22 protein-coding genes are annotated in these 24228 nt (G+C 45.9%); 3 read left to right on the forward strand and 19 right to left on the reverse strand.

Annotated elements, in window-relative coordinates; genetic code table 11:
- Positions 1-460 precede the first annotated feature (460 nt).
- The 15 genes from HP552_RS19260 to HP552_RS19330 all read right to left on the reverse strand — a co-directional run bounded on the left by HP552_RS19260 (position 461) and on the right by HP552_RS19330 (position 16257).
- Positions 461-1315 (reverse strand): ABC transporter ATP-binding protein, encoded by an 855-nt coding sequence (locus HP552_RS19260; protein ID WP_175397005.1) that lies wholly within the window; start codon positions 1313-1315, stop codon positions 461-463.
- Positions 1312-2112, reverse strand: coding sequence for an ABC transporter ATP-binding protein (locus tag HP552_RS19265; protein ID WP_175397006.1), 801 nt, complete (start codon positions 2110-2112; stop codon positions 1312-1314). The genes HP552_RS19260 and HP552_RS19265 overlap by 4 nt, the downstream gene beginning before the upstream one ends.
- Entirely contained in the window at positions 2109-2963 is an 855-nt protein-coding gene (gene nikC / locus HP552_RS19270) for a nickel transporter permease (RefSeq protein WP_175397007.1), read from the reverse strand. The genes HP552_RS19265 and nikC overlap by 4 nt, the downstream gene beginning before the upstream one ends.
- Positions 2960-3907, reverse strand: coding sequence for a nickel ABC transporter permease (nikB, locus tag HP552_RS19275; protein WP_175397008.1), 948 nt, complete (start codon positions 3905-3907; stop codon positions 2960-2962). The genes nikC and nikB overlap by 4 nt, the downstream gene beginning before the upstream one ends.
- Positions 3907-5454, reverse strand: a complete 1548-nt coding sequence (gene nikA, locus HP552_RS19280) for a nickel ABC transporter substrate-binding protein (protein WP_175397009.1) — start codon at positions 5452-5454, stop codon at positions 3907-3909. Before nikA ends, nikB begins: the two co-directional genes overlap by 1 nt.
- A gap of 249 nt (positions 5455-5703) precedes the next feature.
- Positions 5704-6225 (reverse strand): SUKH-4 family immunity protein, encoded by a 522-nt coding sequence (locus tag HP552_RS19285; protein WP_175397010.1) that lies wholly within the window; start codon positions 6223-6225, stop codon positions 5704-5706.
- Positions 6226-6285: 60 nt separating this feature from the next.
- Positions 6286-6783, reverse strand: a complete 498-nt coding sequence (locus HP552_RS19290; protein ID WP_175397011.1) for a hypothetical protein — start codon at positions 6781-6783, stop codon at positions 6286-6288.
- 20 nt (positions 6784-6803) lie between these two features.
- Positions 6804-7043 carry a hypothetical protein gene (locus HP552_RS19295; RefSeq protein WP_175397012.1) on the reverse strand — a complete coding sequence of 80 codons (240 nt, stop codon included), beginning with the start codon at positions 7041-7043 and terminating at the stop codon, positions 6804-6806.
- A gap of 245 nt (positions 7044-7288) precedes the next feature.
- Positions 7289-7756 (reverse strand): hypothetical protein, encoded by a 468-nt coding sequence (locus tag HP552_RS19300; RefSeq protein WP_175397013.1) that lies wholly within the window; start codon positions 7754-7756, stop codon positions 7289-7291.
- Between the two features lies 1 nt (position 7757).
- Positions 7758-9023, reverse strand: coding sequence for a WXG100 family type VII secretion target (locus HP552_RS19305; protein WP_175397014.1), 1266 nt, complete (start codon positions 9021-9023; stop codon positions 7758-7760).
- 278 nt (positions 9024-9301) lie between these two features.
- Positions 9302-10999 (reverse strand): GGDEF domain-containing protein, encoded by a 1698-nt coding sequence (locus HP552_RS19310; RefSeq protein ID WP_175397015.1) that lies wholly within the window; start codon positions 10997-10999, stop codon positions 9302-9304.
- 296 nt (positions 11000-11295) lie between these two features.
- Positions 11296-12060 carry an AAC(3) family N-acetyltransferase gene (locus HP552_RS19315; protein WP_175397016.1) on the reverse strand — a complete coding sequence of 255 codons (765 nt, stop codon included), beginning with the start codon at positions 12058-12060 and terminating at the stop codon, positions 11296-11298.
- Between the two features lie 204 nt (positions 12061-12264).
- Complete coding sequence (gene araA / locus HP552_RS19320) at positions 12265-13683, reverse strand: L-arabinose isomerase (protein WP_175397017.1); 1419 nt, start codon at positions 13681-13683, stop codon at positions 12265-12267.
- A gap of 260 nt (positions 13684-13943) precedes the next feature.
- Positions 13944-14639, reverse strand: a complete 696-nt coding sequence (locus HP552_RS19325) for an L-ribulose-5-phosphate 4-epimerase (protein ID WP_036611813.1) — start codon at positions 14637-14639, stop codon at positions 13944-13946.
- A gap of 1 nt (position 14640) precedes the next feature.
- Positions 14641-16257: a xylulokinase gene (locus HP552_RS19330; RefSeq protein WP_175397018.1), complete on the reverse strand. Its 1617-nt coding sequence runs from the start codon at positions 16255-16257 to the stop codon at positions 14641-14643.
- 460 nt (positions 16258-16717) lie between these two features.
- Between HP552_RS19330 and HP552_RS19335 the strand changes: the two genes are divergently transcribed.
- The gene (locus tag HP552_RS19335; protein ID WP_175397019.1) at positions 16718-17809 is read left to right on the forward strand and encodes a GntR family transcriptional regulator; all 1092 of its coding nucleotides are present in this window, start codon (positions 16718-16720) and stop codon (positions 17807-17809) included.
- Between the two features lie 151 nt (positions 17810-17960).
- Here the strand turns inward: HP552_RS19335 and HP552_RS19340 are convergent, their stop codons facing one another.
- Both HP552_RS19340 and HP552_RS19345 read right to left on the reverse strand, forming a co-directional pair.
- Positions 17961-18722, reverse strand: coding sequence for a leucine-rich repeat domain-containing protein (locus HP552_RS19340; RefSeq protein ID WP_175397020.1), 762 nt, complete (start codon positions 18720-18722; stop codon positions 17961-17963).
- Positions 18723-19117: 395 nt separating this feature from the next.
- Entirely contained in the window at positions 19118-20257 is a 1140-nt protein-coding gene (locus tag HP552_RS19345; RefSeq protein WP_175397021.1) for a 5-methyltetrahydropteroyltriglutamate--homocysteine S-methyltransferase, read from the reverse strand.
- Positions 20258-20515: 258 nt separating this feature from the next.
- Here HP552_RS19345 and HP552_RS19350 point away from each other — a divergent pair, with 258 nt between their 5' ends.
- Both HP552_RS19350 and HP552_RS19355 read left to right on the forward strand, forming a co-directional pair.
- Entirely contained in the window at positions 20516-20908 is a 393-nt protein-coding gene (locus tag HP552_RS19350) for a MerR family transcriptional regulator (RefSeq protein ID WP_175397022.1), read from the forward strand.
- A gap of 1 nt (position 20909) precedes the next feature.
- Entirely contained in the window at positions 20910-21671 is a 762-nt protein-coding gene (locus tag HP552_RS19355; protein ID WP_175397023.1) for an SDR family oxidoreductase, read from the forward strand.
- 123 nt (positions 21672-21794) lie between these two features.
- On the opposite strand, the gene HP552_RS19360 is transcribed toward HP552_RS19355, so the two are convergent.
- Positions 21795-23114, reverse strand: a complete 1320-nt coding sequence (locus HP552_RS19360; protein WP_246310957.1) for an SMI1/KNR4 family protein — start codon at positions 23112-23114, stop codon at positions 21795-21797.
- Positions 23115-23444: 330 nt separating this feature from the next.
- The gene (gene srtB / locus HP552_RS19365) at positions 23445-24221 is read right to left on the reverse strand and encodes a class B sortase (RefSeq protein ID WP_175397024.1); all 777 of its coding nucleotides are present in this window, start codon (positions 24219-24221) and stop codon (positions 23445-23447) included.
- Positions 24222-24228 lie beyond the last annotated feature (7 nt).

The following is a 24228-nucleotide window of genomic DNA, read 5'->3' on the forward strand; positions in this document are numbered from 1 at the left end:
TCTACCGTCCTTATATCCTATATTTGCCAAAAGGATGTAAGCGTTATCGATTTGGCATTTGCAGCGAGCCCGTTCTTGAACTGGCCCAAACCTCTCTGAACGAAATTAACCTTGGTCATAGTGTATCAATATTACGGTTAGATTGAAATATGCAATTTTAAGTGACTTGATCTACATGTTAGTATACTTTAGTTTCATTCTTACCGCTAACCCGCTTATAGGGGTGAAAGATTTATTTTTTCAAGATAATAGAAAACATGGCAGAGCGTAACGCGTTCTCTGATGAAAGACTTTAATTCAAGCTACACCTTTTACCTGCTTTAATTATATAAAAAGCTTATTTCGCATGATGATATCATGGAAATAAGCTATTTAAATCCGTTGTTCTCCCTCGCATCACGTCATTTCTTCCATTTTCCTTGGTCATTCGGGAAGCTACCTTTGAATCAAAGTTGCCTATTCAGAAGATCGAAATGAGTTCCTTGGTATATGGATGGCGCTCTTCTGCAAGTAGCATGTCCGCACCAAAGCGGTCAACGATCTGTCCTTCTCGCATTACGATGATGCGCTGGCTCATGCGGTGTACGGCAGCCAGATCATGAGAGATGAACAAATATGACAGCCCCAGTGATGTCCGTAGGTCAGTCAGTAATTGCAGCACAGCGCCCTGCGAGATCACATCCAGGCTGGCTGTCGGTTCATCGAGGACGACTACTTCCGGCTCAATACCAATGGCACGCGCAATGGTGACACGCTGACGTTGTCCACCGCTCAGCTCATGCGGATAACGTTCAGCCAACTCACTTGGAAGCTCGACAGCATCAAGCAGCTGCCGCACATAAGCGTCCTTTGAGGTATAGGCAAAGTGAGATAACTTGATATCCCTCCCGAGCTGCTCATAAGGATCGATCAGTGAATCCGCAATCTTGAGTTTGGGGTTCAGCGCTGCAGCAGGGTTCTGGAATACGATCTGGATCTTCCGACGATGAGGGCGCAACCGGCGGCCATTTAGCCGCGCAATGTCTTGTCCACCGAGCACAATCGAGCCGGTATCCGAATCCTCTATCCTCAGCAGACAGCGTGCCAGCGTACTCTTGCCACATCCGCTCTCACCAACGAGACCGAGGCACTCGCCTCGATTCAGGGCAAAGGAGATGTCGTTCACGGCTGGATGATCTGCGCCAGCATAGGTTCGGCTGAGACGTCCCACTTCCAGTACTGGCGTTGTAGACGACTTGCAATGGTCCTGATCTTTCACAAAGGATCCTCCATCCTGAATTAATCCGGTATGTTCTTCATGTTCAGGCGTATTCATTGCGTTTCCGCCTCCTTCAGTCCAGACTTCAATGAGCGGCTCAAAACAGGAGCCGCCTCGATCAGCTGGCGGGTATATTCATGCTGCGGATGATCGAGAATCCGGTGCTTCCCGCCGGATTCAACGATCTTCCCTTCCTTCATGACCGCCAATCGGCTGGCATATCTGCGCACATGGCGCCAGTCATGCGTTATGAATAGGATGGCGCAGCCGGTCTCCGCCTGCTTGCGCGCAAGAAGTTCCAATACACGGTGACCCGAGACGCTGTCGAGCGCTGTCGTCGCCTCATCCGCAATCAGCAGACGGGGGGACAGCAGTAGCGATGTCGCAATTGAAGCGCGCTGAAGCTGCCCACCACTTAGCTGAAACGGATAACGGCGGAGCAGCTCTGCGCCGAGGCCAACTGATTCCAACGCTTCGACAGCGCGGTCACGGCGGACGGCAGAAGATTTTTCTCCGTGGACTTTCTGGTATTCGTCAAAATGTCCGCCAATGCTGCGGAACGGCGTAAACGCCCCCTGGTAGTCCTGAAAAATATACGAGATGCGGCTTCCCCGCAGGGCGCGCATCTCCTTCGGCTTCCGTTCAAGTAGATTGCTACCTTCAAACATGATCCGTCCCGATGCATGCAGGTTTGGCGGAAGCAGTCGACCGATTGCCTGTGAGAGTAGACTTTTGCCGCTGCCGCTCTGCCCGACCAGTGCCATGAATTCGCCTTCGCGAACGGCTAGCGAGACGTTATTTACAATCGTACGGTCACGGCTGGCAATGCTCAGTTCCTCAATGGAGAGAATCACGGCTGCACCTCCTTTTTCACATCGAATCGGTCTCTAAAATAGTCACCCAGCATGTTGGCGAGCAGTACCACCGAGACAATCGCAAGACCCGGATAAACCATCAGCTCCGGTCTGGACTGAAAGTACGGCCTGGAGTCATTCAGCATCGCCCCCCACTCCGGTGTTGGTGGCTGAGCCCCCAATCCAATGTAGGACAGCGAGGAGATTAGCAGAATGATCTTGCCTAAATCGAGGCTTGCCAGCACGAGAACATGCCCCGCAATATGTGGAAGAAGGTGCTTGGTCATAATTCTTGCGTCTGACAGCCCGTTCGTCCGGGCAATACGGATGTAATCCTTTTGTGACTCGGACAGGACGGTACTGCGAACAAGGCGTGCATAGCTGACCCATTTGACGATAACGATTGCCAGCACCAGATTTCCGATCCCCGCGCCAAGCAGACCGCTCAGCACGATCGCAACGATGGTGTCGGGAAAAGCGAGGAAGCCGTCAGCGATCCGCATGAAAAGCTTGTCGATCCACCCTCGCTTGTATCCTGCTATCAGACCAAATGGAATCCCGATGAGCAGTGCCGCGGCGAGCGCCAGCAAACTGTAGCCGAGTGTCTGCCCACCGCCAAGCAGCAAGCGTGTCAGGACGTCGCGGCCCAAATGATCGGTGCCGAGCGGGTGCAGTGCACTTGCTGCCTGCAATCTTCCTCGCAGATCGGTCAGTGTAGGGTCATGTTTCAGATATACGAAGGTATACAAGGAGGCCCCGATGACGAGCAGCGCGAAGAGCAGGGCGATTATTGCCTGCCAATTATGTTTTTTTGATTTAGCGGCCAAAGGACGCAAGAGTATCGTTTTCATCGGTGAGCCTCCTTTTCCTTGAGCTTCATTTCTGGATTCAAATATCGATAAGATAGATCTACTGCTGTATTCACGAGGAATACGATGATTGCCATAATCAAAATGTAACCTTGAATCAGCGGATAATCGCGCTGACGAATGGCGTCGACAACGAGTTTGCCGATACCCGGATAGGCGAACAGCACCTCGATAACGACGACTCCGCCAATCAGGCTGCCGAGGCTGACGCCGAATACGGTAATGACCGGCGGCAGACTATGCCGGAAAGCATGCAGCAGGAAGATGCGGCCTTCGGACAATCCCCTCGCCCGGGCCGACCGCACGAACTCTTGGCTCAGTGAATCGAGCAGACTGGAGCGCAGAAGACGCACATAAACGCTGGAGATGGCAAGTCCCAGCGTCAGAGATGGCAAAATAAGTGAACCGAACCCATCCCGACCCATCGTTGGCAGATTACCAAAGCGCACACCGAACAGATCGATTAGAATCAGACCCAGCCAGAAGCTTGGCACGGCCGCACCGACAATGGAGAGCATACGACTGCCCCGGTCGATCCAGCTGCCACGATGGAGCGCAGACAGTGATCCGAGCGGAATCGCTACAGCCAGCATGACCAGCAGCGCGCCGATCGTCAGTTCCGCCGTAGCCGGCAGTGCACGCATCAAAGTCTGCATAACAGGCTGCCCCGTTGAATACGATACACCGAAATCCAGCCGGACGAAGTCAAGCAACCAGTTCCCGAACTGGACCGGCAGTGAATCATTGAAGCCCATTTCCTCCCGCACGGCCTCAACCTGCTCCTGACTGACGGACAGTTCGTCCACATTGAGAATGGTCAGCACCGGATCGCCGGGAGCGAGACGAATGAACAGGAAGCTCACAAACATAATGAAGAGCAGAAATATAAACACTTCAAGAAACTTGCGAAGCAAAATGCGAAACATTACATCACATCCAGCTTATTGGTAATCATGTAATACTCACTGCGAGTTGTCACCCAGTTCTTAATCTTCTTGCCGTTGTAGGCAACGATTGTTCCCGGATGCAGGACGAATGAGTTCAGTATGTTGTCATGTACGTAGTTGGCTGCCTTTTCGGCAAGCTCCGCGCGCTTCTCCGGATCAACCGTAAGGTTCAGCTCATCAATAATTGCAGTCAGTTCCGGATCTTCGGATCCGCTGAAATTGAGTGCGCCATTTGGATGATACGTCGCGTTCAGATAGTAACCAGCGTCACCGCGTGGTGCTGTCAGGTTACTGTAGGTCGCCAGATCCCAATCACGGTTGGACGCCATGTAATCTTCTGGTGTGTCGATCTGGCGAATTTGCATATCGATACCAATCTTCTTGGCGTCAGACTGGAAGACCTGAGCAATCAGCGGCAGATCGGCACGAGCCGAATATGTAAGCAGCGTCAGCTGCAGTGGCTTGCCGTCCTTGGTCATAACCCCGTTCTCCAGTGTGTAGCCTGCTTCCTTGAGATAGTTTACCGCAACGTCAGCACCTGATTGTGATGCTGTCTTATCATAGGTGGGTGCGAACGGCAGAGACGGCAGGAACGGTCCGATAGCCGCCTCACCATAACCGAGCAAGATCGTATCGACAATACCCTGACGATCAATCAGTGCATCCAGCGCACGGCGGACATTCAAATCCTTGATGCTCTCACGCTCCATGTTCATCGTCATTTGGTGGACACGAAACGTGGATGTGGATTCAACAGTCATGCCGTCGATTGCTTTCAGAGAATCCAGACTTTCAACTTCCGGGCGATAAACGATATCGACCTGTCCGGATTTAAGCGCAAGCGTACGGGCATTGGCATCTTCGTTGAACGAGAACGTTACCGAGTCGAGTGGTGAAGCACCGTCCCAATATTCATCGTAGCGGTCCAGTTCAAGCTTGCTGCCCGGGGTAAATGAAGTCAGCTTGAACGGCCCGGTGCCGATCGGCTTATTTACGATGTCCGGCTCGCTTACATCGATAATCGCCGTATTCGGATTAACCAGCTCGGACGCAAATTCCGGGAATGGCTGGGTCGTTGTGATCTCCAGTTTGTCACCTTCAGCTTCAATGGTGTCGATCTTGAGTGCATTCTGAATTGCAGGGCTTTCCTGCAGTGCACGTTCCAGTGATGCCTTGACGGAGTCTCCAGTCATTGGCTTACCGTTCTGGAACGTCACATCATCACGCAGGTCAATCGTCCAATGCTGGCCGTCTTCACTCTCCCAGCTCTTGGCGAGCCATGGGGCGACGGTCAGATTCTCTTCGTCGAGACGAACCAACGTTTCCGTGATGCCCGCACGAAGTGGAACATAGCTGGAATCAACATGCGGGTCCAGTGAGCTGGTGGAGAAGTTATATAGGAAGTGAACGTTTTTGTCGGTGGAAGGCTGCGCAGCGGGACTCGTTTCGGAAGATCCACAGGCACTCAGCAGTCCGGCGCCTAGGACCAGGGAGGTCAGCGCCAGCAGCGGCGTCTTTTTATTCAAGGTAATGCCCCTCTCTATGTATCATTTTCTTAATCGTAATTATTATTATTTAAACAATGAGTTTTATCATATCGTAATGATTACGTTTTGACAAGAGTTATATTGGTGTTATAACGAGAAAAAATCCGACTCTCGGATGAGAGCGGATTCTTCATGTTTTTTGTTACATAAGAGAGACTTTATTAGCAGGCATTTCCTTTACGATCCGGAATTGTTTACAGGTAGAACCATGCAAGATTACTCGAAGAGTTACAACCCAGTTTCGTAGTCTTCCAGCAAATGTGACCAGTAGACTTCGACATTCTTCATTGCTATTGGATCAATCTTCTCAAAATAACCACGAAGTGCTCTAGCATACTCATCTGAGGTATATGTACCTTCCAGTCTCATTTTAGTTGCCAATTCACTTCTAATTAGATGAAACAAAAAGAAGGTTCCTAAATTCTTGTTGAGCATATATACGTTGGACTTATCCAATGATGATGTCGTGAAAAACATATCGCTCCCTTGTTTTAAATAGAGACCATACGAGTCACGCATACCATAACTTGCAAAGTAGCCAATCTGAATATATTCCTCTCCTTCAATAGCTTTCACTTGGAAAGCTTCAGATTCATAAAAGGAAAAATCATCATATTGTTCTGGGACTCCTATGTCGATTAAAAAATGAGCATTCTCTTCACTTATGCCCCAATCTTTTAGATTAGTAAAGTCATAATTAATTATTTCCGTGTCATAGTAGTCCTTTATCTCTACGATATCAAAATCCATGCGCTCACTCCTCTAACTTTTAAAATGCTTGAGCTAGAGCCATACGATTGATCTAAAAAATCACTGCTTCACCCAGGCTTCCAGTCCCTGATCACTTATATCAATTGGTGCCTTCTTAGACATGTATTCGGCATGCGCTAGAGGAAAAGCATAGCCACCTGTAATAATCTCACCATGCTGTCTTCTAATGGTTCCTCCTCTTTCGATTAAAAGAATCAAAGGTTCATACAAATCATGAAACTCCGACGCAATTTCATTTCCGGAATCAAATAATAACAACCATTCCAAATATGCTTCACACGTTCCTTTTAGGAAACTGTTTTTCAAATCCTTTAAATGAGGACATTTTTCAGTTATATCCAGATCAACGTCATATCCAAGCGCACGAGAAGCGTTGAAGAAAGGATACGATGTTTTCAAACGGTATGTAGTGGTCAATATTGCTGCTCTTCTAATATACTCCTGTAATAAGGCCATGTTTGATGGCTCATCTGTTCTAGCGGAAGTACCCCAATTAATGCTGTTTATTCTTTCTATACCTTTACATAATTGATTCATTAATACCTCCTCCTCTAGAGTCAACTATTCAATCTAATAACTTCCCACATAAAGCTACCAACCTCAGAATATATATAGAATTGTACTGAATCAAGGTCCTGTATTTCCCATGGACTTTCCTCATACCAACCTTCATGGGCATAGTGTTCTTGTAGAATACCATTGTCAGTAGACTCATAATGGCACATAAGATCCAATAATGTCTCAAGATATCCTTCGTATCCAACATAGTAAGTATCATTAACTTTTTCTTCTCTCATAGCTTAACTCTCCAACGCTTGTAAAGGACCTTATTTCTGCTCTAACAGAGTGAACTTAGGCACTCCCTTTTTATGCTAATCTCCCTCTCTAAATGAGATCATACCTACACGTTCAGGGATCTTACTCCGGGATTTATATCGATTTTTTTCAAAACGGCATTTTCTGTCTGAACATCTTGATCTGCGGAGTATATTAATTTACCCAAAATTACCCGGTCATGAATGCATCAATGGAGCTCCAAATCTCAAATCAACCCTGCCATATCCTTCTCAATAAAGTCTCCATCCAGTAAATCATAAGGCCAATTATAGATATCAGGGTTCTCTCTGCAATGCGAGTTAATGACAAGTTGACCGTCAGACCGCAGAAAGATCACTCCAGATTCACTATCTGTCAATGCAATATCCTCATCCAACCTGTCTGTTAGAGTATTAATCGCTTGAAATATGACTTGTAATCCCTCTTCGGGTGAACGTGAAAAAACAGAAATATTGATACAGTAATTAATATTTAAATTTAACTCCTCTCTCGTAAAATTCACTAATTCATCATCGTCTTGTACAATAATCGAGAAATTTGGATTGGTGATTGAGTAATAATCCTCTTTAGATTTCATATGAGTCTCCTGTGAAAAATCTTTTAGAGAACTCAACAATAATTCTGCTAATTGTTTCGTGTCTTTTTTATAAAATAGGTACAATGCTAAATCCATACTATTCCCTCCAGAAGAGCAGATCTATTTTCCCGTCTCTAATAATAAATAATTCCTGTAGCCGTCTTAAGTCTCCGTTTGGGTTAGTTTTCCCCAAGATTTTTTGACTCACTTCTGCTACTCTTGCATCTGTGAAACCATCTAAATTTAAGATAACCCTGTCTGCCTGATCTTTAGTCTTACGCTTAATCTCTTCAGCTATTCCATTGGCGCTTTTAGTATTAATAGGTGCATAATGGTCAAATACTTTCCCTTCAATTAAGAAGTCAGGATTACTTCCTTCCTTAATGCCGTACCCATTTCCTCCATCAATTTCATCGAGCATTTTAATATGGTAGCCCTCTTTAGCGAAGGTATTTGCTGACTCATTCTGTTTAGTCCAGCCTCTATCTTTCCCCACAGCATAATTACCTTCAGGTGAAGCACCTTTTGCTAAAGATGGTTCAGTCCGAATATTCCCCTCATTGATTCTAGGTTTATTATTTTCACCTAGAACTCCAACTTCTGTATTATCTTTCTTAGCCTTAGAAGCCTCAATGTTCTTCTTAATTTTGGCCACAGCTGGGCGGGATGATGGCAACCGGAATGGCCCTTTCCCACCCGGCATGCTCCCTTTAACCATCGAAACAGCCATAAACACCTGACTGAGTTTAAGCGAAGTAACCATCGTTTGAGCATATTTATCTGAGACAGGCTCACCTGTAAACGGATGTATTCCATTCTCGAAAGCCTTGATCTGGAGTGCAAAGATATCTTCCCCTGGCCGCTCCATGTTCATAGGGCCTTGCATTCCTTTTACATCCAAATTCCCTTTATCCTTCTCATAAGCCTGTAAAGCAGCCTGATCCGTTACACCTTTCTCATTCACAGGAAGCCATACCCCAAAAGCTGAGTTATATGCCATCCGATAACCCTTATCACCTGAATCTGCATTACCCGTCAATCTTGTCGTCATAGCCATCGCACCAACGGCTCCAGTTGCACCTGCCAGACTTACCTGCCCAGCATCTACTTCCTGGAAGCGGGTAGCGATATCCTTCAAATCCTTGGATGTGTTAACCATACTCTCTAGTGCTTTCTCTAGTATAGGCTTGGATCGCTCAAACTCATAGTAAAAATGCTCCTGCGTTGCACCCATCCACATCGCCTGGATGAACATAATCTGCCTGGTCAGATCGCCCCGGATATTCTCTAACTGTTGTCTGGCCTGATCAACCTGACTGGATACGTGATGAAGCTGCTCAGGTGTAACTTTGATTGTACTCATATGTTTCTCCGCTCGTTTATAATAGGATTAACCTATGTTAGCAGAAGTTTAGCACATAATATATCCGGCTAACATCCTGATTTTACCTAATTAATAACAGTGGTTGTTCTGAGCATCGGTGCTATGGTCCTATAATGCATATACCCACTTTAAATCACTTACCATCCAACTGGCATACGTAATGCAATAGATTCCTGAATGGTTTAGAGAAAAATTAAATGGCACCAATCAGCTTGGCGCCATTTGAAAGCTATACTACAGAGGTGATTCTCAACTCATCAAGAAACTCCCCGCTCCAGCTCCGCAAACTCAATCCGATTACGCCCATTCTGCTTCGCCTGGTACAGAGCCTTATCTACCGTAGCGAACAGCTGAGTCAAATACCCCTCGGGATTATCCGGTACATGCTCAACTTCAAAATCCTCAATGGAGAGTATCCCAATACTGATCGTAATGGCCACCTGCCCAATCTCATGATTCACCATCATGTGGTTGGACTCTACAGATAACCTCACGCGTTCCGCTATTTTCTGAGCTAACTGGCGTTCGGTGTGCGGCAGATAGATCATGAATTCCTCTCCACCATAGCGGGTTAGAATATCGGTACCCCGAATGGATTGTTTAATTGCCTGAGCCGTACGGTACAGCACTTCATCCCCAATGACATGACCATAGCGGTCATTAATCGCTTTGAAGTAATCGATATCCAGGAGCAGGAGTGAAAACGGGGTCTTATAATGAACATTCGTAATCACCTCGTGCGTCAACTGCTGTGTCAGATAACGGCGATTGTAACAGTCGGTCAAACTGTCCGTAAGGGCCAGCTCCTCCAGTTTACGATTGGCCTCGGATAACTCCTGCCGAATGCGATCCAGGGCATGGTTGCGTTCCTGAAGCATTTCATTCTGCCGGTTCATTTCCTTTACATAGTAGCGCTCTTGCGAGACATCCTGAAGCGTAAGGATATAACCAATAGGCAGCTGGAACGTATCAACGATTGGAGACGTTTGGAGTATGAAATGACGCTCGATGTCACGCTCCACGATAACTTCTATCTGAGACAACTTATTTTCTTTTTTCTTATACTGATCCAGAAACGGCTGGCTGCTGCCGCCCTCTACGCGAACAGACCCCAGAAACGCCTCCATATCAAAACAATCCCCGACATGCAAATCCATAACGGATTTTGAGGCCTTGTTAGCTTCAATAATGGTATCATTCTCATCCAATACAAGGATGCCATATGGAATCGTATTAATTACATCCTCATGGGCGATAGAAACCAGATCGAAGACATTGTACCGCTTAATGACATAGACAAAAAATAAATCCGACAGAAAAATCCCCAGCGAAGTCAGTCCGGGAATAATGAATGGTATCCATGCTCTCAAAACCACATTTAAAAGGGCATCGATTGCCGCGAAAATAGCCAGCACGAATATGCCCCACAGCGTAATTTTCACCTGTTTTTTAATCGTTGGAGATTTATCGGAGGCACGAAGTGCCCCGAACAAAATAAAGAGGGAAGCCACAAAATAGCTTACGAGAACAATCATTACAAACCAGAACCATGGTCCATATGCCCGTTCGACATAACCTCCCTCCAAAGGAGTTACAAACCAATTGAGCGGGTTTATCATCACTCCTACGGCTGCAACAATTGCTGGAGTAAACAGCAGGAAGGATCTTTTTTTACCTAATAGATCAGCATATCCTGTGATAAAGATGGTCAACAGAAGCCAACCACTCCCAAGCAGTGAGACGGCGACGAAAGATAGGGTCACATAAAATAACTGCCAACCTGGATTATCCGACAACACGATGGCAAATTGACAGAAGGGCCAGAGCATCATCAAACCATGAAATAAAAAGTAAACCTTATGTAAATTCGTAATTCTAGCAGTAGCAAAAACATAAACGTATACACCAAACAACAGGACGAATAAAAAAAGATCATACCATACCAATGGGCTCACAAATCTTCTCCTTCTTGGTTGCGACTACTACGATATCAATGAGCTAGGCCGTTGCGTAACCCCTAGGTGATGCTTCATTAAACTATAACTGCTATTCCTCTACAAAAACTTCTGGTTAAATTAACCATATCTTATCACACAGCTAAAAGGGTGAGTAGGCCATACACTGGAAATACAGCCAAGCACTGATTTATTTCTGCAACTATTTTTGCTGAATTGTGAATGGTTTTGAAAGTTTAGCATAGAAAAACACAAGGCAATCTCCCCGCCCGTTACCGAGCGGCATTGAGTTGTGCCTAAGCTTGCGCCAGCGGCAGGTTATCCGAGAATAAATCCGGATTCTCCTTAAGCATCTCTGTGATAATCTCTGCCACCTTGGCCGCGTCACACACTCTTACGACTGCATCACCAAGCTTTCCTTGGCGCATCGCCCCCTTACGCTCCAGCACTTCATCTACTTTCCAAAAATGTTCTGACCACGATAACCCACAATGCCTGCGGGAAGGCACCGAAATCTCTGTTCCATCAGGCAGTATGGTAACTAACTGCTCATGCTCATCCGTTAAACGTCCCGGAATATCCATCCATTCCTCAACGCCATGGATAAACGTGTTTCGTTTCAGGTCAACGCCGACCAGGAGAATGGTCGCTTTACGATCGAGCAGCTTCCCCCAGGCGGATCCTCTCGCACAGGGTGTGTCATATAGGTGATCGTCCTTCGTGAAGTTCTCTGCATCAGAGCCCTTTGCTGCTACTGAATGTGTAGGGTGCCATGAACGTACCACACCTGGCCGTTTACGGAAAAGCTCGGGTAAGATCCCAACACAGCACGGCGAGGATTCCACGTGGAACATCGGATTACTCGCATTGATGGTGGACCATGTATGCGTTGGCAGCACCAGCAGTCCATCCTTCATATAGTCAGTAAAGGCATCCAACACGGTGTCTGCTCCACCTTCGACCTCACCCAAACTTTTCATCGAAGAGTGCACGAGCAGCGTGCCTTGTCCGTCAATGCCAAGCTCGTGCAGTTGATCAAGCAAGCTTTCTTGAGTATGCATGGTTAATGGATAACCTCCTTTGGGCTATTATAGCAAAATGAAGCGAGCTCTCCGGTACGGAGTGTCCCCCTCCTGAGATTGACACTAACACGGATTGCAGTTTGCCACACCTTCTGCCTCACTGCATGACAAAGGGCCGAGGGAAATCCCCCGGCCGCTATGAAATAATGGATATGAGTCCAATTATAATAATTCATTTCACGCTTATTTAATAATAACGTACTCCAGATTCACCAGCTTCGCATACGTCACGATCTGATCTGTCGTCAGGTTCAAGGATACAACCGTATGGTGACCGCCACCATTTTCGATCCATGCTTTTACCCCGTCCTGGAAGTTCGGCTTCACGCTCCACAATACACGCGCTACCGGCAGGTTAGGCGCTGGAACGGTTGGCTCAAATGCAGATACTTCGTTGATCAGCAGTTTGTAGTGTGTACCGAAGTCTGCCATGGATACCACGACACCTTCGCCTGCTTTACCATCGAATACGAGACGTGCCGGATCTTCACGATCGCCAATACCCAGTGGGGACACGATGATTCTTGGTTTGGTGCTGGCAAGTGTCGGATCTACTTCAAGCATGTGAGATTGCAGGATAGCTTCCTGTCCAGCGGCCATCTCGTATGTGTAGTCTTCCATGAAGCCTGTGTTCTCGTTATGGGCCATGATTTTCAGCAAGCGATCCAGCGCAGCTGTTTTCCAGTCACCCTCACCGGCAAATCCGTACCCTTGAGCCATCAGGCGTTGCACAGCCAGACCCGGAAGTTGTTTCATGCCATGCAGATCTTCGAAGTTTGTAGTGAAGGCACTGTATCCACCTTCGTCCAGGAAACGTTTGATCGCAATTTCATAACTCGCTTGTACACGTACGCTGGCTTCCCAAGCTTCCTTGCTGTTCGTGCCATAATCGAATTCGTAGAGGTCTCCATACTGAGCGATCAAATCATCGATTTCCTGCTCTGTTACAGCGTTCACGTATTGAACGAGGTCGCCAATGCCGAAGTAATCAACGGTCCATCCGAATTGGATCTGTGCTTCCACTTTATCACCTTCGGTTACGCCCACGTTGCGCATGTTATCACCGAAGCGAGCTACTTTGATGTTAAAGCTTTCATTATAAGCTACCGCTACGTCCATCCAGTCTGCAACCTGCTGTTGCACTTCTGGGCGCTCCCAGTAGCCAACAACGATTTTATTTTGTTTTCTCAGACGGGCATTAATGAAACCATATTCGCGGTCACCATGTGCCGCTTGGTTCAAGTTCATGAAGTCCATATCGATGGTTGCCCAAGGAATGCTTTCGTTGAATTGGGTTGCCAAGTGCAGCAAAGGTTTTTGCAGCAATTTCGTACCACGAATCCACATTTTCGCCGGGGAGAATGTATGCATCCATGTGATGACACCTGCTACTTCATCGCGATAGTTGACTTCTTTCATGATACTCGTGATTTTATCTGCGCTTACGGCCAGATCCTGCAATACGAGTGGGTATGGAAGAACGCCGCTTGCATTCAGAGCATCCGTGATTTTCTGTGCGTTGGCTTTTACTTCACCCAGTGCTTCTTCTCCGTACAAGTGCTGTGAACCGACCACAAACCAGAATTCTTTTGCTGCTGACATATAATCATCCTCATTTCATTATTTTATAGTTGAACATTTGGGTTTACACTAGAACACTGCGATTGCAGTACCATCTTCCGATCGCTGGTTATCCCCGGATTTTTTTGATTCCCTTTTTTAAAGGGAAAATCCTGTGATAAACGCGAACGCTTCGCTTCTCCAGACTGGTTCTGCACTCTCCGTTATCGTGTAAATCTTAAATCCTAATATAGATCACTCAGTAACCAGAACAATCTTCAAATCGCTGTTTTCTGCTCGTATTATTTCTGTCCGTAATACGCATCTTTTCCGTGTTTTCGCAGATAGTGTTTATCCAAAATGCCTTGTGGCAGTTCTTTTGCAAAGTTATTCAATTGCCGCGCGTACAGGTTCATTTTGCACACTTCCTCCAGCACGACACTGTTCACCACCGCAGACTTGGCATCTTTCCCCCACGTAAACGGTGCATGACCATGGAGTAATACTGCTGGAACTGCCATAACATCAATCCCACGCTGCTCAAACGTTTCAATAATGACGCGTCCTGTCTCCGCTTCGTATCCGCGATCCACCTCGTCCTGGTTCAGGAAACGTGCACAAGGCACCGCCCCATAGAACGTGTCCGCATGTGTTGTTCCCATCACAGGTACATCCAGTCCGGCTTGCGCCCAGATGGTCGCCCATGTGGAGTGTGTGTGCACAATGCCGCCAATCTCCGAGTAATGCTTATATAGTACGGCATGTGTTGCGGTATCCGAGGAAGGTCTCATCTCACCCTCCACCACGTTACCGTCCAGATCGACCACAACCATGTCGCTTGCTTTCATCGTATCGTAGCTGACGCCACTTGGTTTGATTACGAACAGACCGCTTTCCCGATCGATTGCACTGACGTTACCCCACGTGAATTTTACAAGTCCATGCTTTGGCAGTTCCAGATTTGCCTGGAATACCTCTTCTTTCAATTGTTCTAACATGTTATTCCCTCCCGTTCTCTACCAAATGGTCGACAGCCGCCTGCTCAATGGCCAAGCCCCTCCGGTAGCGTTCGATAAATGCTTCAAACCCTTTGACATCTGATGGATCGGGGGCAACCTCTTCCCCAGCAACTTCGCTAAAGACTTTCTGCTCCAGGAATACATCCAGACTCTCCTGCTCATCCTTGTTGATCATGTACGAAGCGAGAAGCGCCATGCCCCAGGCTCCGCCTTCACCAGCGGTAGACATTACCGACACGGGTACGTTCATCGCAGCGGCTACGATTCGCTGTCCGACGACTGGCGTTTTGAACAATCCACCATGGGCCAAAATGCTGTCGATGGCAACATGCTCGTTCTTCGTCAAAATATCCATCCCGATCTTCAGCGCGCCGAATGCAGTAAATAGATGCGTGCGCATAAAGTTCGCCAGGTTGAAGCGGCTTTCCGGTGAGCGGACGAACAATGGACGGCCTTTGTCGATCCCCGTAATGTTCTCGCCGGAGTAATATCCGTAGCTCAGAAGGCCACCACCATCCGGGTCTGCTTCAAGCGCTTTGTTAAACAGGACACTGAACAGCTTGCCGTTGTCAGCTTCGTATCCCATTGCTTCAGAGAATTCACGGAACAATCCGATCCAGGCGTTGATGTCGCTGGAGCAGTTGTTGGCATGCACCATGCCCACCGGACTGCCATCTGGCGTCGTGACCATGTCGATCTCGGGATATACTTTGGACAGCTCATTCTCCAGCACAATCATGGCAAAAACTGACGTGCCAACTGATATATTGCCTGTGCGTTTTCTGACGCTGTTCGTTGCGACCATACCTGTCCCGGCATCGCCTTCCGGCGGACATAGCGGAATGCCTGCTTGCAGGTCTCCTGCAGGGTCGAGCAGCTTCGCTCCTGCCTCCGTTAATGCACCTGCTTGCACGCCAGCGAGATGTACCTTCGGAAGAAGGTCCTCTACTTTCCATGGATAACCTTTATTTGCGATCAACTCATCGAACTGCCCAATCATGGATGGGTGATAGTTATGTGTAGATTCGTCAATTGGGAAAATGCCCGAAGCGTCACCAATCCCGATCGCTTTATTGCCGGTCAACAACCAGTGAATATATCCTGCCAGAGTGGTCAGGTGATCGATGTGAGGCACATGCTCCTCTTCGTTTAAAATCGCTTGGTACAAGTGCGCAATACTCCAGCGTTCCGGAATGTTGAATTGAAGGAGATCCGTTAGTTCCCTGGCAGCAACCCCCGTGGTTGCGTTACGCCACGTCCGGAACGGTACCAGCAGTTCACCCTTGCGATCCAATGCAACATATCCGTGCATCATGGCTGAAAATCCGATTGAACCGATAGTTTGCAGCGTGATGCCGTATTTCTGTTCCACATCCTGCTTCATCTCGCGATATGCCGTTTGCATGCCTGCAATAATATCCTCTTGGTTGTATGTCCAATATCCGTCTTTCAGGAGATTCTCCCACTCATAACTCCCGGATGCGATCGTGTCGAATCGTTCGTTAATCAATACCGCTTTGATCCGTGTCGATCCGAATTCGATGCCAAGTGAAGTGGTTCCCTTCGCAATCGCCTCTTTTGTCTCCTCATGACTCATAACCATGGTTGTCCCCTCTCTGATCGCAGTTTTATGTCCGAAGGCTGATCGTTATGTTGAAGCTCCAAAACTGCAGTGACTTTATGATGAATTCATGAATTCGTATAAAAATGTTTCCTGCTGTTACGTCCCTCATGTGAGAGAAAAGTAACAATCCTATTTAAGAAGGCGCTTTCCTCTTCTGACAGCCTTAGTATATTTTTTGTACGTACATTTGTCAATAATATATAATAGTTATACTTACAATAAACACGATATTGCTATTACTGTGCTAATCATCACTTGATTATAGGTATGCTGTAGGGTACATTTTCATGTAATCAGTCCGGAATTGTACGGTTCTTTTCGAAAAATATGCAGTTTCATTTTCATTGGAACAGAATCATGATAAAATATGTACGTACAACTATTTGAACAATACCGTTTCTATAGATGAGTAATGATGAAAGAAGTGGATTACGTGAAGCCAAAATACCAGGTCATTATTGACGATATAAAGAGCCATATCCTTTCGGGGACATATAATGTAGGCGAACAGATTCCGACGGAGTCCGCTCTACAGGAGAGTTACAACGTGAGCCGCCAGACGGTTCGGAAGGCCATTTTGGAGCTATCGAACGAAGGTTTTTTGAGAAGTGAAAAGGGTTCGGGCACCTATGTCAGCAATCAATACCGATCCAGATCCGGCGGAAGTACGATGAAAAAAACGATCGGTGTTATCACAACGTACATCTCCGATTACATCTTCCCCTCGATCATTCGCGGCATTGAGAGCCGATTGAATGAAGATAATTATTCGTTGCTGTTGGCCAGCACCAATAATGATGTGGCACAAGAAAAAAAGGCGCTGGAAATGATGCTCTCCTATGGCGTCGATGGCCTGATTGTGGAGCCGACCAAGAGCAATCTGTACAACCCCAACATTGCGTACTATCTGTCGTTTAAGGAGCAGGATGTCCCGTTCACCATGATCAATGCCTTTTACGAAGAGCTGGAGGTTCCCTTCTTCTGTCTGGATGACGTGCAGTCCAGTTATCTTGCCACCCGGGAACTCATTGCCAAAGGACACACCCAGATTGGGCTTATTGCAAAAATGGATGATTTACAAGGAAAGTACCGGATGAAGGGGTACATCAAAGCGTTAGGCGAAGCCAAACTACGGTTTCATCCCGAGCAGGTGCTTTCGTTCGATACAGCGTCGAAGCCGGATCTGTCCACCAATGTGGAAACGTTTCTGAACGAAAACAGGGAGGCGCTAACTGCCATTGTGTGCTATAACGACGAGGTTGGGCTGGAAGTCGTTCATGCTTGCCGGAGACTAAGCATATCCATTCCGGATGAGTTATCCATTATTGGACAGGACAATTCATACATCGCCAAGAATGCCAACATTCAACTCACGACACTAACCCATCCCCAGGAGCAAATGGGCCGCGACGCCGCCGACTGGGTCATCAAGAAGCTGCAAGGCAAAAAGGATCTGCCCACCAATACCTATTACCAGCCTGTCCTGATTGAGGGCGAAACGGTGAAGGAGGTTGAGGTGGAATAACAGAGTCGTAGATGCGCGGTATTAACGTAAATTTATTTCGCCATGCACAAAGAAGGCCGTTGATTTTATCTACGGCCTTCTTTGTCCTTTATAAAGAGCGAGGTAATTAAATAATTAAACCTTTTTCTAAATTTGTCTTCTCAAACTATATTTATTCCGACTGATCCACTTCATCATTTTCCAAACTTACAATCACACCGTTCCTCTCCAAGTTTTCCACAACCTGCTCAGCATTCTCATTCAGTGGGTTGTTGGCCAAATATACCTCAGTTAGATGAGGAATGGTTTCGAGCACTGCAATATCCTGGATAAGGTTATTTTCCAGATAAAGATGTTCTAATGTTGGATGGTTCTTTAACGGTGTCAAATCCTGAATTTTATTATGGTCCATAATAATCCATTCAAGATTTGTCTTCTGGAGAGGTCTTAGGTCCGATACTTGATTGCCGCTTGCAAGCAAACTTGTAAGATTGCGTAAATTTTTTAACGGCTCCAGACTTTTGATATGGTTATCGCTAATCAATAAACTCTCCAGTTTACTTAATCCTGAGAGTGGAGATAAATCTGTAATTTGATTCCCATCTAAAGCCAAGAAATTTATTTTTTTCAGCTTGGTGAGTGGTTTTATATTTTTGATGTTATGACCGGGCAGAACTAACTCCGCTATGTTAACCGCATATTCAAGCCCTTGGAGATTAGAAATCTTACTTTTTGCATCCATAGCGTACAAGGATTTTAATTTTTTCAAATCGCTTGCCTTTAGTTCTTTTTTAGCCGACAGCTTCAGATCTGCTCGAATGATTTTTGCCAAAACTGGATCTTTGATAACCGATGCTGCCAAAATTGTTGTTGTCGGTAATAATAAAAGAACCAAACAAAATACGATGATACTTTTTGCGAATTGATTAGGCATAGGAATCTCCTTAAAATTAGTTTCTCAAACTTCATATCTTTCGCTGATACTTGCAGATCTTCATTGCTTTGTTCATCACTAAGGTCATTACTTACTTCACTTTTTCTTAGTCCGTTTGTTTTTGGTGAACCTAATTATGTACGATTCATCGCTATCTCCTTACATGATTTAATAATAAAAATATACCATGATCTGGAATGTAATACATTAAATAAATTGCTTTTCATAATTGAAGAAATCCCTGTCTCCTTTCGATACAGCATTTCGGTATAACCAAAACTCTACTTGTTTAAGGTATTTGATCATATAACGTACCCAAAATGTAATATAGCCGTACGGTCTACTATCCCGTACGGCTATAACTCGATGTATTCTACTTTCGTAATTCAGATAGACTAGTTCCAGATCTCTTCGGCAATTTCCTTAATGAACGCCAGCTTGCGCCATTGCTGTTCCTCTGTCAGATGGTTGCCTTCCTCCGTGGAAGCAAAGCCGCATTGTGGACTCAGGCAGATTCGGTTCAGATCAACGTATTGCTTCGCTTCCTCAATCCGCTTCAGAATGTCTTCCTTGTTTTCCAGCTCACCGAATTTGGAAGAGAACAGACCCAGAACGACCTGCTGATTATCCTTCAGGAAACGAAGCGGTTTGAAATCACCTGCCCGTTCGGTATCAAACTCCAGATAAAAGCCGGAGTAGTTATCAATACTTAGAAGGGTTTGTGCAATTGGCTCGTAACCTCCACCTACACCGGCAAATGTCGAAACATAATTACCACGGCAGACATGTGTCGTTACCACGAGGTCTTCCGGCAGGCCGGATACAACGGCTTCATTCAGCTTCGCAAGCTCGTTGGCGTACTCAGCTACATTCACACCAATCTGCTCCATGAGCGCCATGAACTGCTCATCGCATAGCGCTCCCCACGTGCAGTCGTCAATTTGAATACTGCGGCAGCCCGCTTCATAGAAAGCAAGAATAGCTGCTTGGTACGCTTGGGCAATGTCTGAGAGAAGCTCTTCCCGATTTGGATAAATGGCTTGTGTGCTTTCCTTGTTTTCCGCCCGGTCCAACTCAAACAGGAACTGCGCAGCCGCAGGGATCGATTGCCGTGCAACCACATCCTCACCTGCAATACCTTTCAGGAATGCAAAATGGGATACAAAAGGATGATTACTATAACTAATTTTGCCGGTCAAACGGGCTGTTTCCGGTCTGGACTCTGCGCCGTTGAATTGATAACCTTGGTCGATAATTGCCCGCTCTACTCCATCAAGTCCCCAGAAAAAGTCGAGATGCCACCAGGAACGGCGGAATTCTCCATCAGTTACCGCTTGAAGGCCAACCTCTTTTTGTTTCTGTACGAGCTTCACAATTTCCGCATTCTCCACTTCCTTCAACTGCTCAGCGGTGATTTCACCGTTATGAAATTGTAATCTAGCCTCTTTCAATGTGCTGGGGCGAAGAAAGCTGCCAACGACATCATATCGAAATGGGGTAACCGTACGCTGCTTAGGTTCAGTTTGAATGCTCATAGGTTAATCTCCTCGTCGTAAAAGAATTGTAGGATTAATATAGCACATCCCTCCTCTTATACTGTTCTACGAATGAGTTATAGCCGGTTATAGCTATTAACTATAGCCCATTAAGTAATGAGCCAACGGAACGCTAGCTTTTCGCATTAAGAGGCTGTATCCAAACTGACCTAATTTTATATAGAGTTGACTTAAACTATGGTTTAAGTCGTATGATGTTCCTGTCGACAAAGTAAGTAACAATTTGGAGGTCTCCAGATGAAGTATTGTTCCATTAGCGAAGCTTCTGCCCGATTCAGTATTCCAGAGTCCACGCTGCGCTATTATGAAAAAAGAGGACTTCTCCCATTAATCGAGCGCGATGAAGCTGGAAGGCGATTATTCTCAGAAAACCAGATGGCACTTCTTGAAACGGTTATCTGTTTAAAAAACACACATATGTCCATTAGCAATATCAAACAATATATGGATTGGATAATTGAAGGAAGCAGCACCCTCGAAACAAGGCTCAACATGATGAGAGAACACAAGCAGGCTGTACTCGATGAAATTGCAATCATGACAAATTCCCTAGAGGGAATTGATTTTAAAATTACACGCTATACTAATCAAATTCAGGAAAACACTAAAGGTGAACAGGAGAGAACATAGAATGAAACTTACAGGCAATACTATACTCATTACAGGTGGAAGTTCTGGAATCGGATTGGCTTTTGCAGAGCGATTTATCAAAGCTGGAAATACAGTCATTGTTACGGGACGACGAGAGCAGGTACTTCAGCAGGCCCAAGAAAAACTCCCTGCACTTATCACGCGCGTAAATGATGTGAATATGGAATCCGACCGGATCGCATTGTTCGATTGGGTAACAGCTAACTATCCAGAGGTCAATGTGTTAGTGAATAATGCCGGTATTCAACAACGCTTTAATGTACTCAAAACGGATGCGAAGCATCAATGGGACTACTTCAGCAAAGAAATTACGACGAACATTGAAGCTCCTTTCCATTTATCCATGTTGTTTGCTCCCTACTTGGCAAAAAAAGATGAAGCAACGATCATTAACGTTACTTCCGGGCTCGCTTTTACACCGTTTGCAATTGCTCCAATTTATTCGGCAACCAAAGCAGCCCTCCATTCGTTTACAATCAGCCTGAGGCACCAGCTTTCAGATACATCTGTAGAGGTAATTGAAGTTGCTCCTCCAGCAGTAAGTACCGATTTAGGCGGAGCAGGACTGCATACACATGGAGAACCATTGGATGCTTTTGCAGATGGAATTTTCAAGGGATTGGAAGAGGGTAAACAGGAGATCGGATATGGCACTTCTGTCGCTCGGTTCCGCATGTCACGAGATGAAGTGGACCAGTACGTAGAAAATATGTATAACGCAACGAAAGACTCTATCGAATAACTTGCTTCTGGAGTAAAGCACTGCGTTTAATAGTGAAAACTCGCCAGTGTAATAGGCGAGTTTTCTTTCCTTTTAATAATGGTTTCCTTACATTAATTTGTTTTTGTTCCTCAGCAGTATATTTCAAAATTCGCCCTTGTCGAAATAATCATCTGGCAAATGCAATTCTCGCAAACAATGGATGAACTTCTCTCTGAAATTCGGATTGTTTTTATACTCCGGCCATATGGCCTTATAGTAAGGCAGCAACTTCTCATGCGGAATAAGACCCCAGTATAGAATTAAATTATTCAAAACCTGTTGGTCGCCTCCCAACATCATCTGTTCAATGATCTGCCAGCTTCCGATCTTGTTCTTGCAACTGCGTGCGGCATAGATGGCAGTAGTTTGCATACTCGAGTCGGCGTGACACAAGAAGGGTGCAAAGTTGTGGAGAGTAACCTCATCGCAATCTTCCAAGAGATATCCTGCATAACGAAGGGTTTCCCTGTCACTAATCCTGTCAATCCTTTGCAAAATCGCTGGATAAAACTCTTTTAAATCTGCCGTTTTACGGTGAGCGTTCAGAATCTTTAAAGCATCCGAAAAATCCTCATGCCCTTCCGATTGCAATACTCCCAAAAGATATTCCGCACCCGTATCAAAAGAAGTTTTGCAAATGAGCTGAATTGCTGTATTGCGATGTTTTACGCTTTGCTCCGCCACATTTTTCAAGAAACCAAGGGTTTCTTCAGAGACTTTTTTAAATTTAAACATTCCATCCAGTGCTTTGGTTTGAATCTCTTCGTTCGGAGCACTCTGATACATCTGGATTAAAACGTCCTCATTCCCCGGCATTAAAATGCCAAACCACGAGCCCTCATAATCCAAAATAATCTCATCCAGCCAGCGCTCATACCAGTCCAGAAAGCTGTCTTCATAAACAAAGAAAAAAGGATGATCTGGATGGAAATCAGAGGTGTACACAATCCTCCCCCTGTATTTCCCCTCAAGCACGAGATACATATCGTATTCGCAGCCTTGGGTACCTATGCACAACATGCCGCCTAGCACTTTATTACGGGCTTCATCATATTCTTCATCGGAAATATCCTCATCCTTGGTCAGAGGCTCAATCAGATGGTTCCACTCCTCTTTGGCCATCCCGGGATGCAGAATAGATTTCGCAAGGAGCACCTCTCGCTCGGTATAGGTAGTGGCCTTTTCAAGCGAATAAACTCCATAATAAGGTCCAGCGCCGCCATTGCCAACTTCCATCAAAAACTGCGCAAAAGAATCAGGTAGCGTTACCTGATTAAGACTTTCCCAGTCCGCCAGCTCTTTTGCTTTGAGCTTCTCTCTAACCCTATATTGATGGGAGGATGCTCCAAACAAGGAGAAATCCGCGTCTTTATGCATAGCTTGATTTAGCTTGCTTTTTATTCGATCCAGTTGTGTTTCCATTACCTCAGACCCCATATTTGGACTCTCCTTCAATTGTAGCCTAGTTTCCATTTTTTGCTTCTCTAGTCATTTTAGCAGATGCGGGAAGCTGTCACTAAAAATCTTGGGGTACCGTTTGATACAATTTCTGTAACAGCAAGTTTACGAATAAGGACCATCCCGCTAAAAAGACGACTCTTGAAACTCTTGAACGTCGTTCTACTCGGCGAGAGATGCAGGGCATTGTAAGGACAAGCATGTAAAGCCACAGCGTTTTGGGCAAAAAAAATCACGTCCTCCTAGGGGAGAACGCGATATGAAGCTGACTGCTTTCGTGTTTCAGCATCGTCATTAACGCTTTCGGGCGACCACCGCAAGCCTGCCGTTTTCGGTCGAGTACTCGCACGTGGACAGTACAATAAGCTTGTCGCCATACTGGGCTGTTACACCCGTGTCATAAAGAGCGAGTTTCTTGATGTTCTGAACATACGAATCGAACTCGGCGGCTGTACTTACATTCCCAATTTGATAATATTTAAAAACGTCGTCCGATTTGCGATAAACTTGTGATTGAATAACAGCAACAATCTCATACTCTTCCTTTTCGTAAAGCGTGCTGAATTGGAACGTAGCATGCTCTTTATAAAAGCTTTCGTTTTTGTACTTCATTAAATCTTTAAACATCCAGCCGCTTTTCATGTGATGTCCATGAATCAGCAAAATGTCCGAACTGTTGGCCCGGCTATGCTCGTCCAAAAAAGGGAGGCCGCCTTTGTTTTCATTTTTATCAAAGTCATGATTGAGATAGTACTCCGCATCCTGTGGGTTCTGCATGACCGGGTACTCAATGCGGGTGCCGTCAACCTTCAGCCAGCCGACGATGTCCGAATTCCTCTCGTAAAGATCCCGGAATTCGGGTAGCATGACCTGCTCATTCGCCTTATTGGACAAAAAGGAGGGGAATGCATCCCCTCCTCCTTTGTCTGACCCTTCCTCCCAAACTTTTGTCAGTTCTTCGATCTTCTGCTGCTCAGCATAATCCCGCAGGAGAGTTCTCCCAACACTGAAGAGAGAAAATACCAAAACAAGGGAGGAAACGGCGATAAGAATTTTTCTGGTTTTGCTCATTTTCTTA

This window comes from Paenibacillus xylanilyticus, from assembly GCF_013359935.1.
Classification (GTDB): domain Bacteria; phylum Bacillota; class Bacilli; order Paenibacillales; family Paenibacillaceae; genus Paenibacillus; species Paenibacillus xylanilyticus.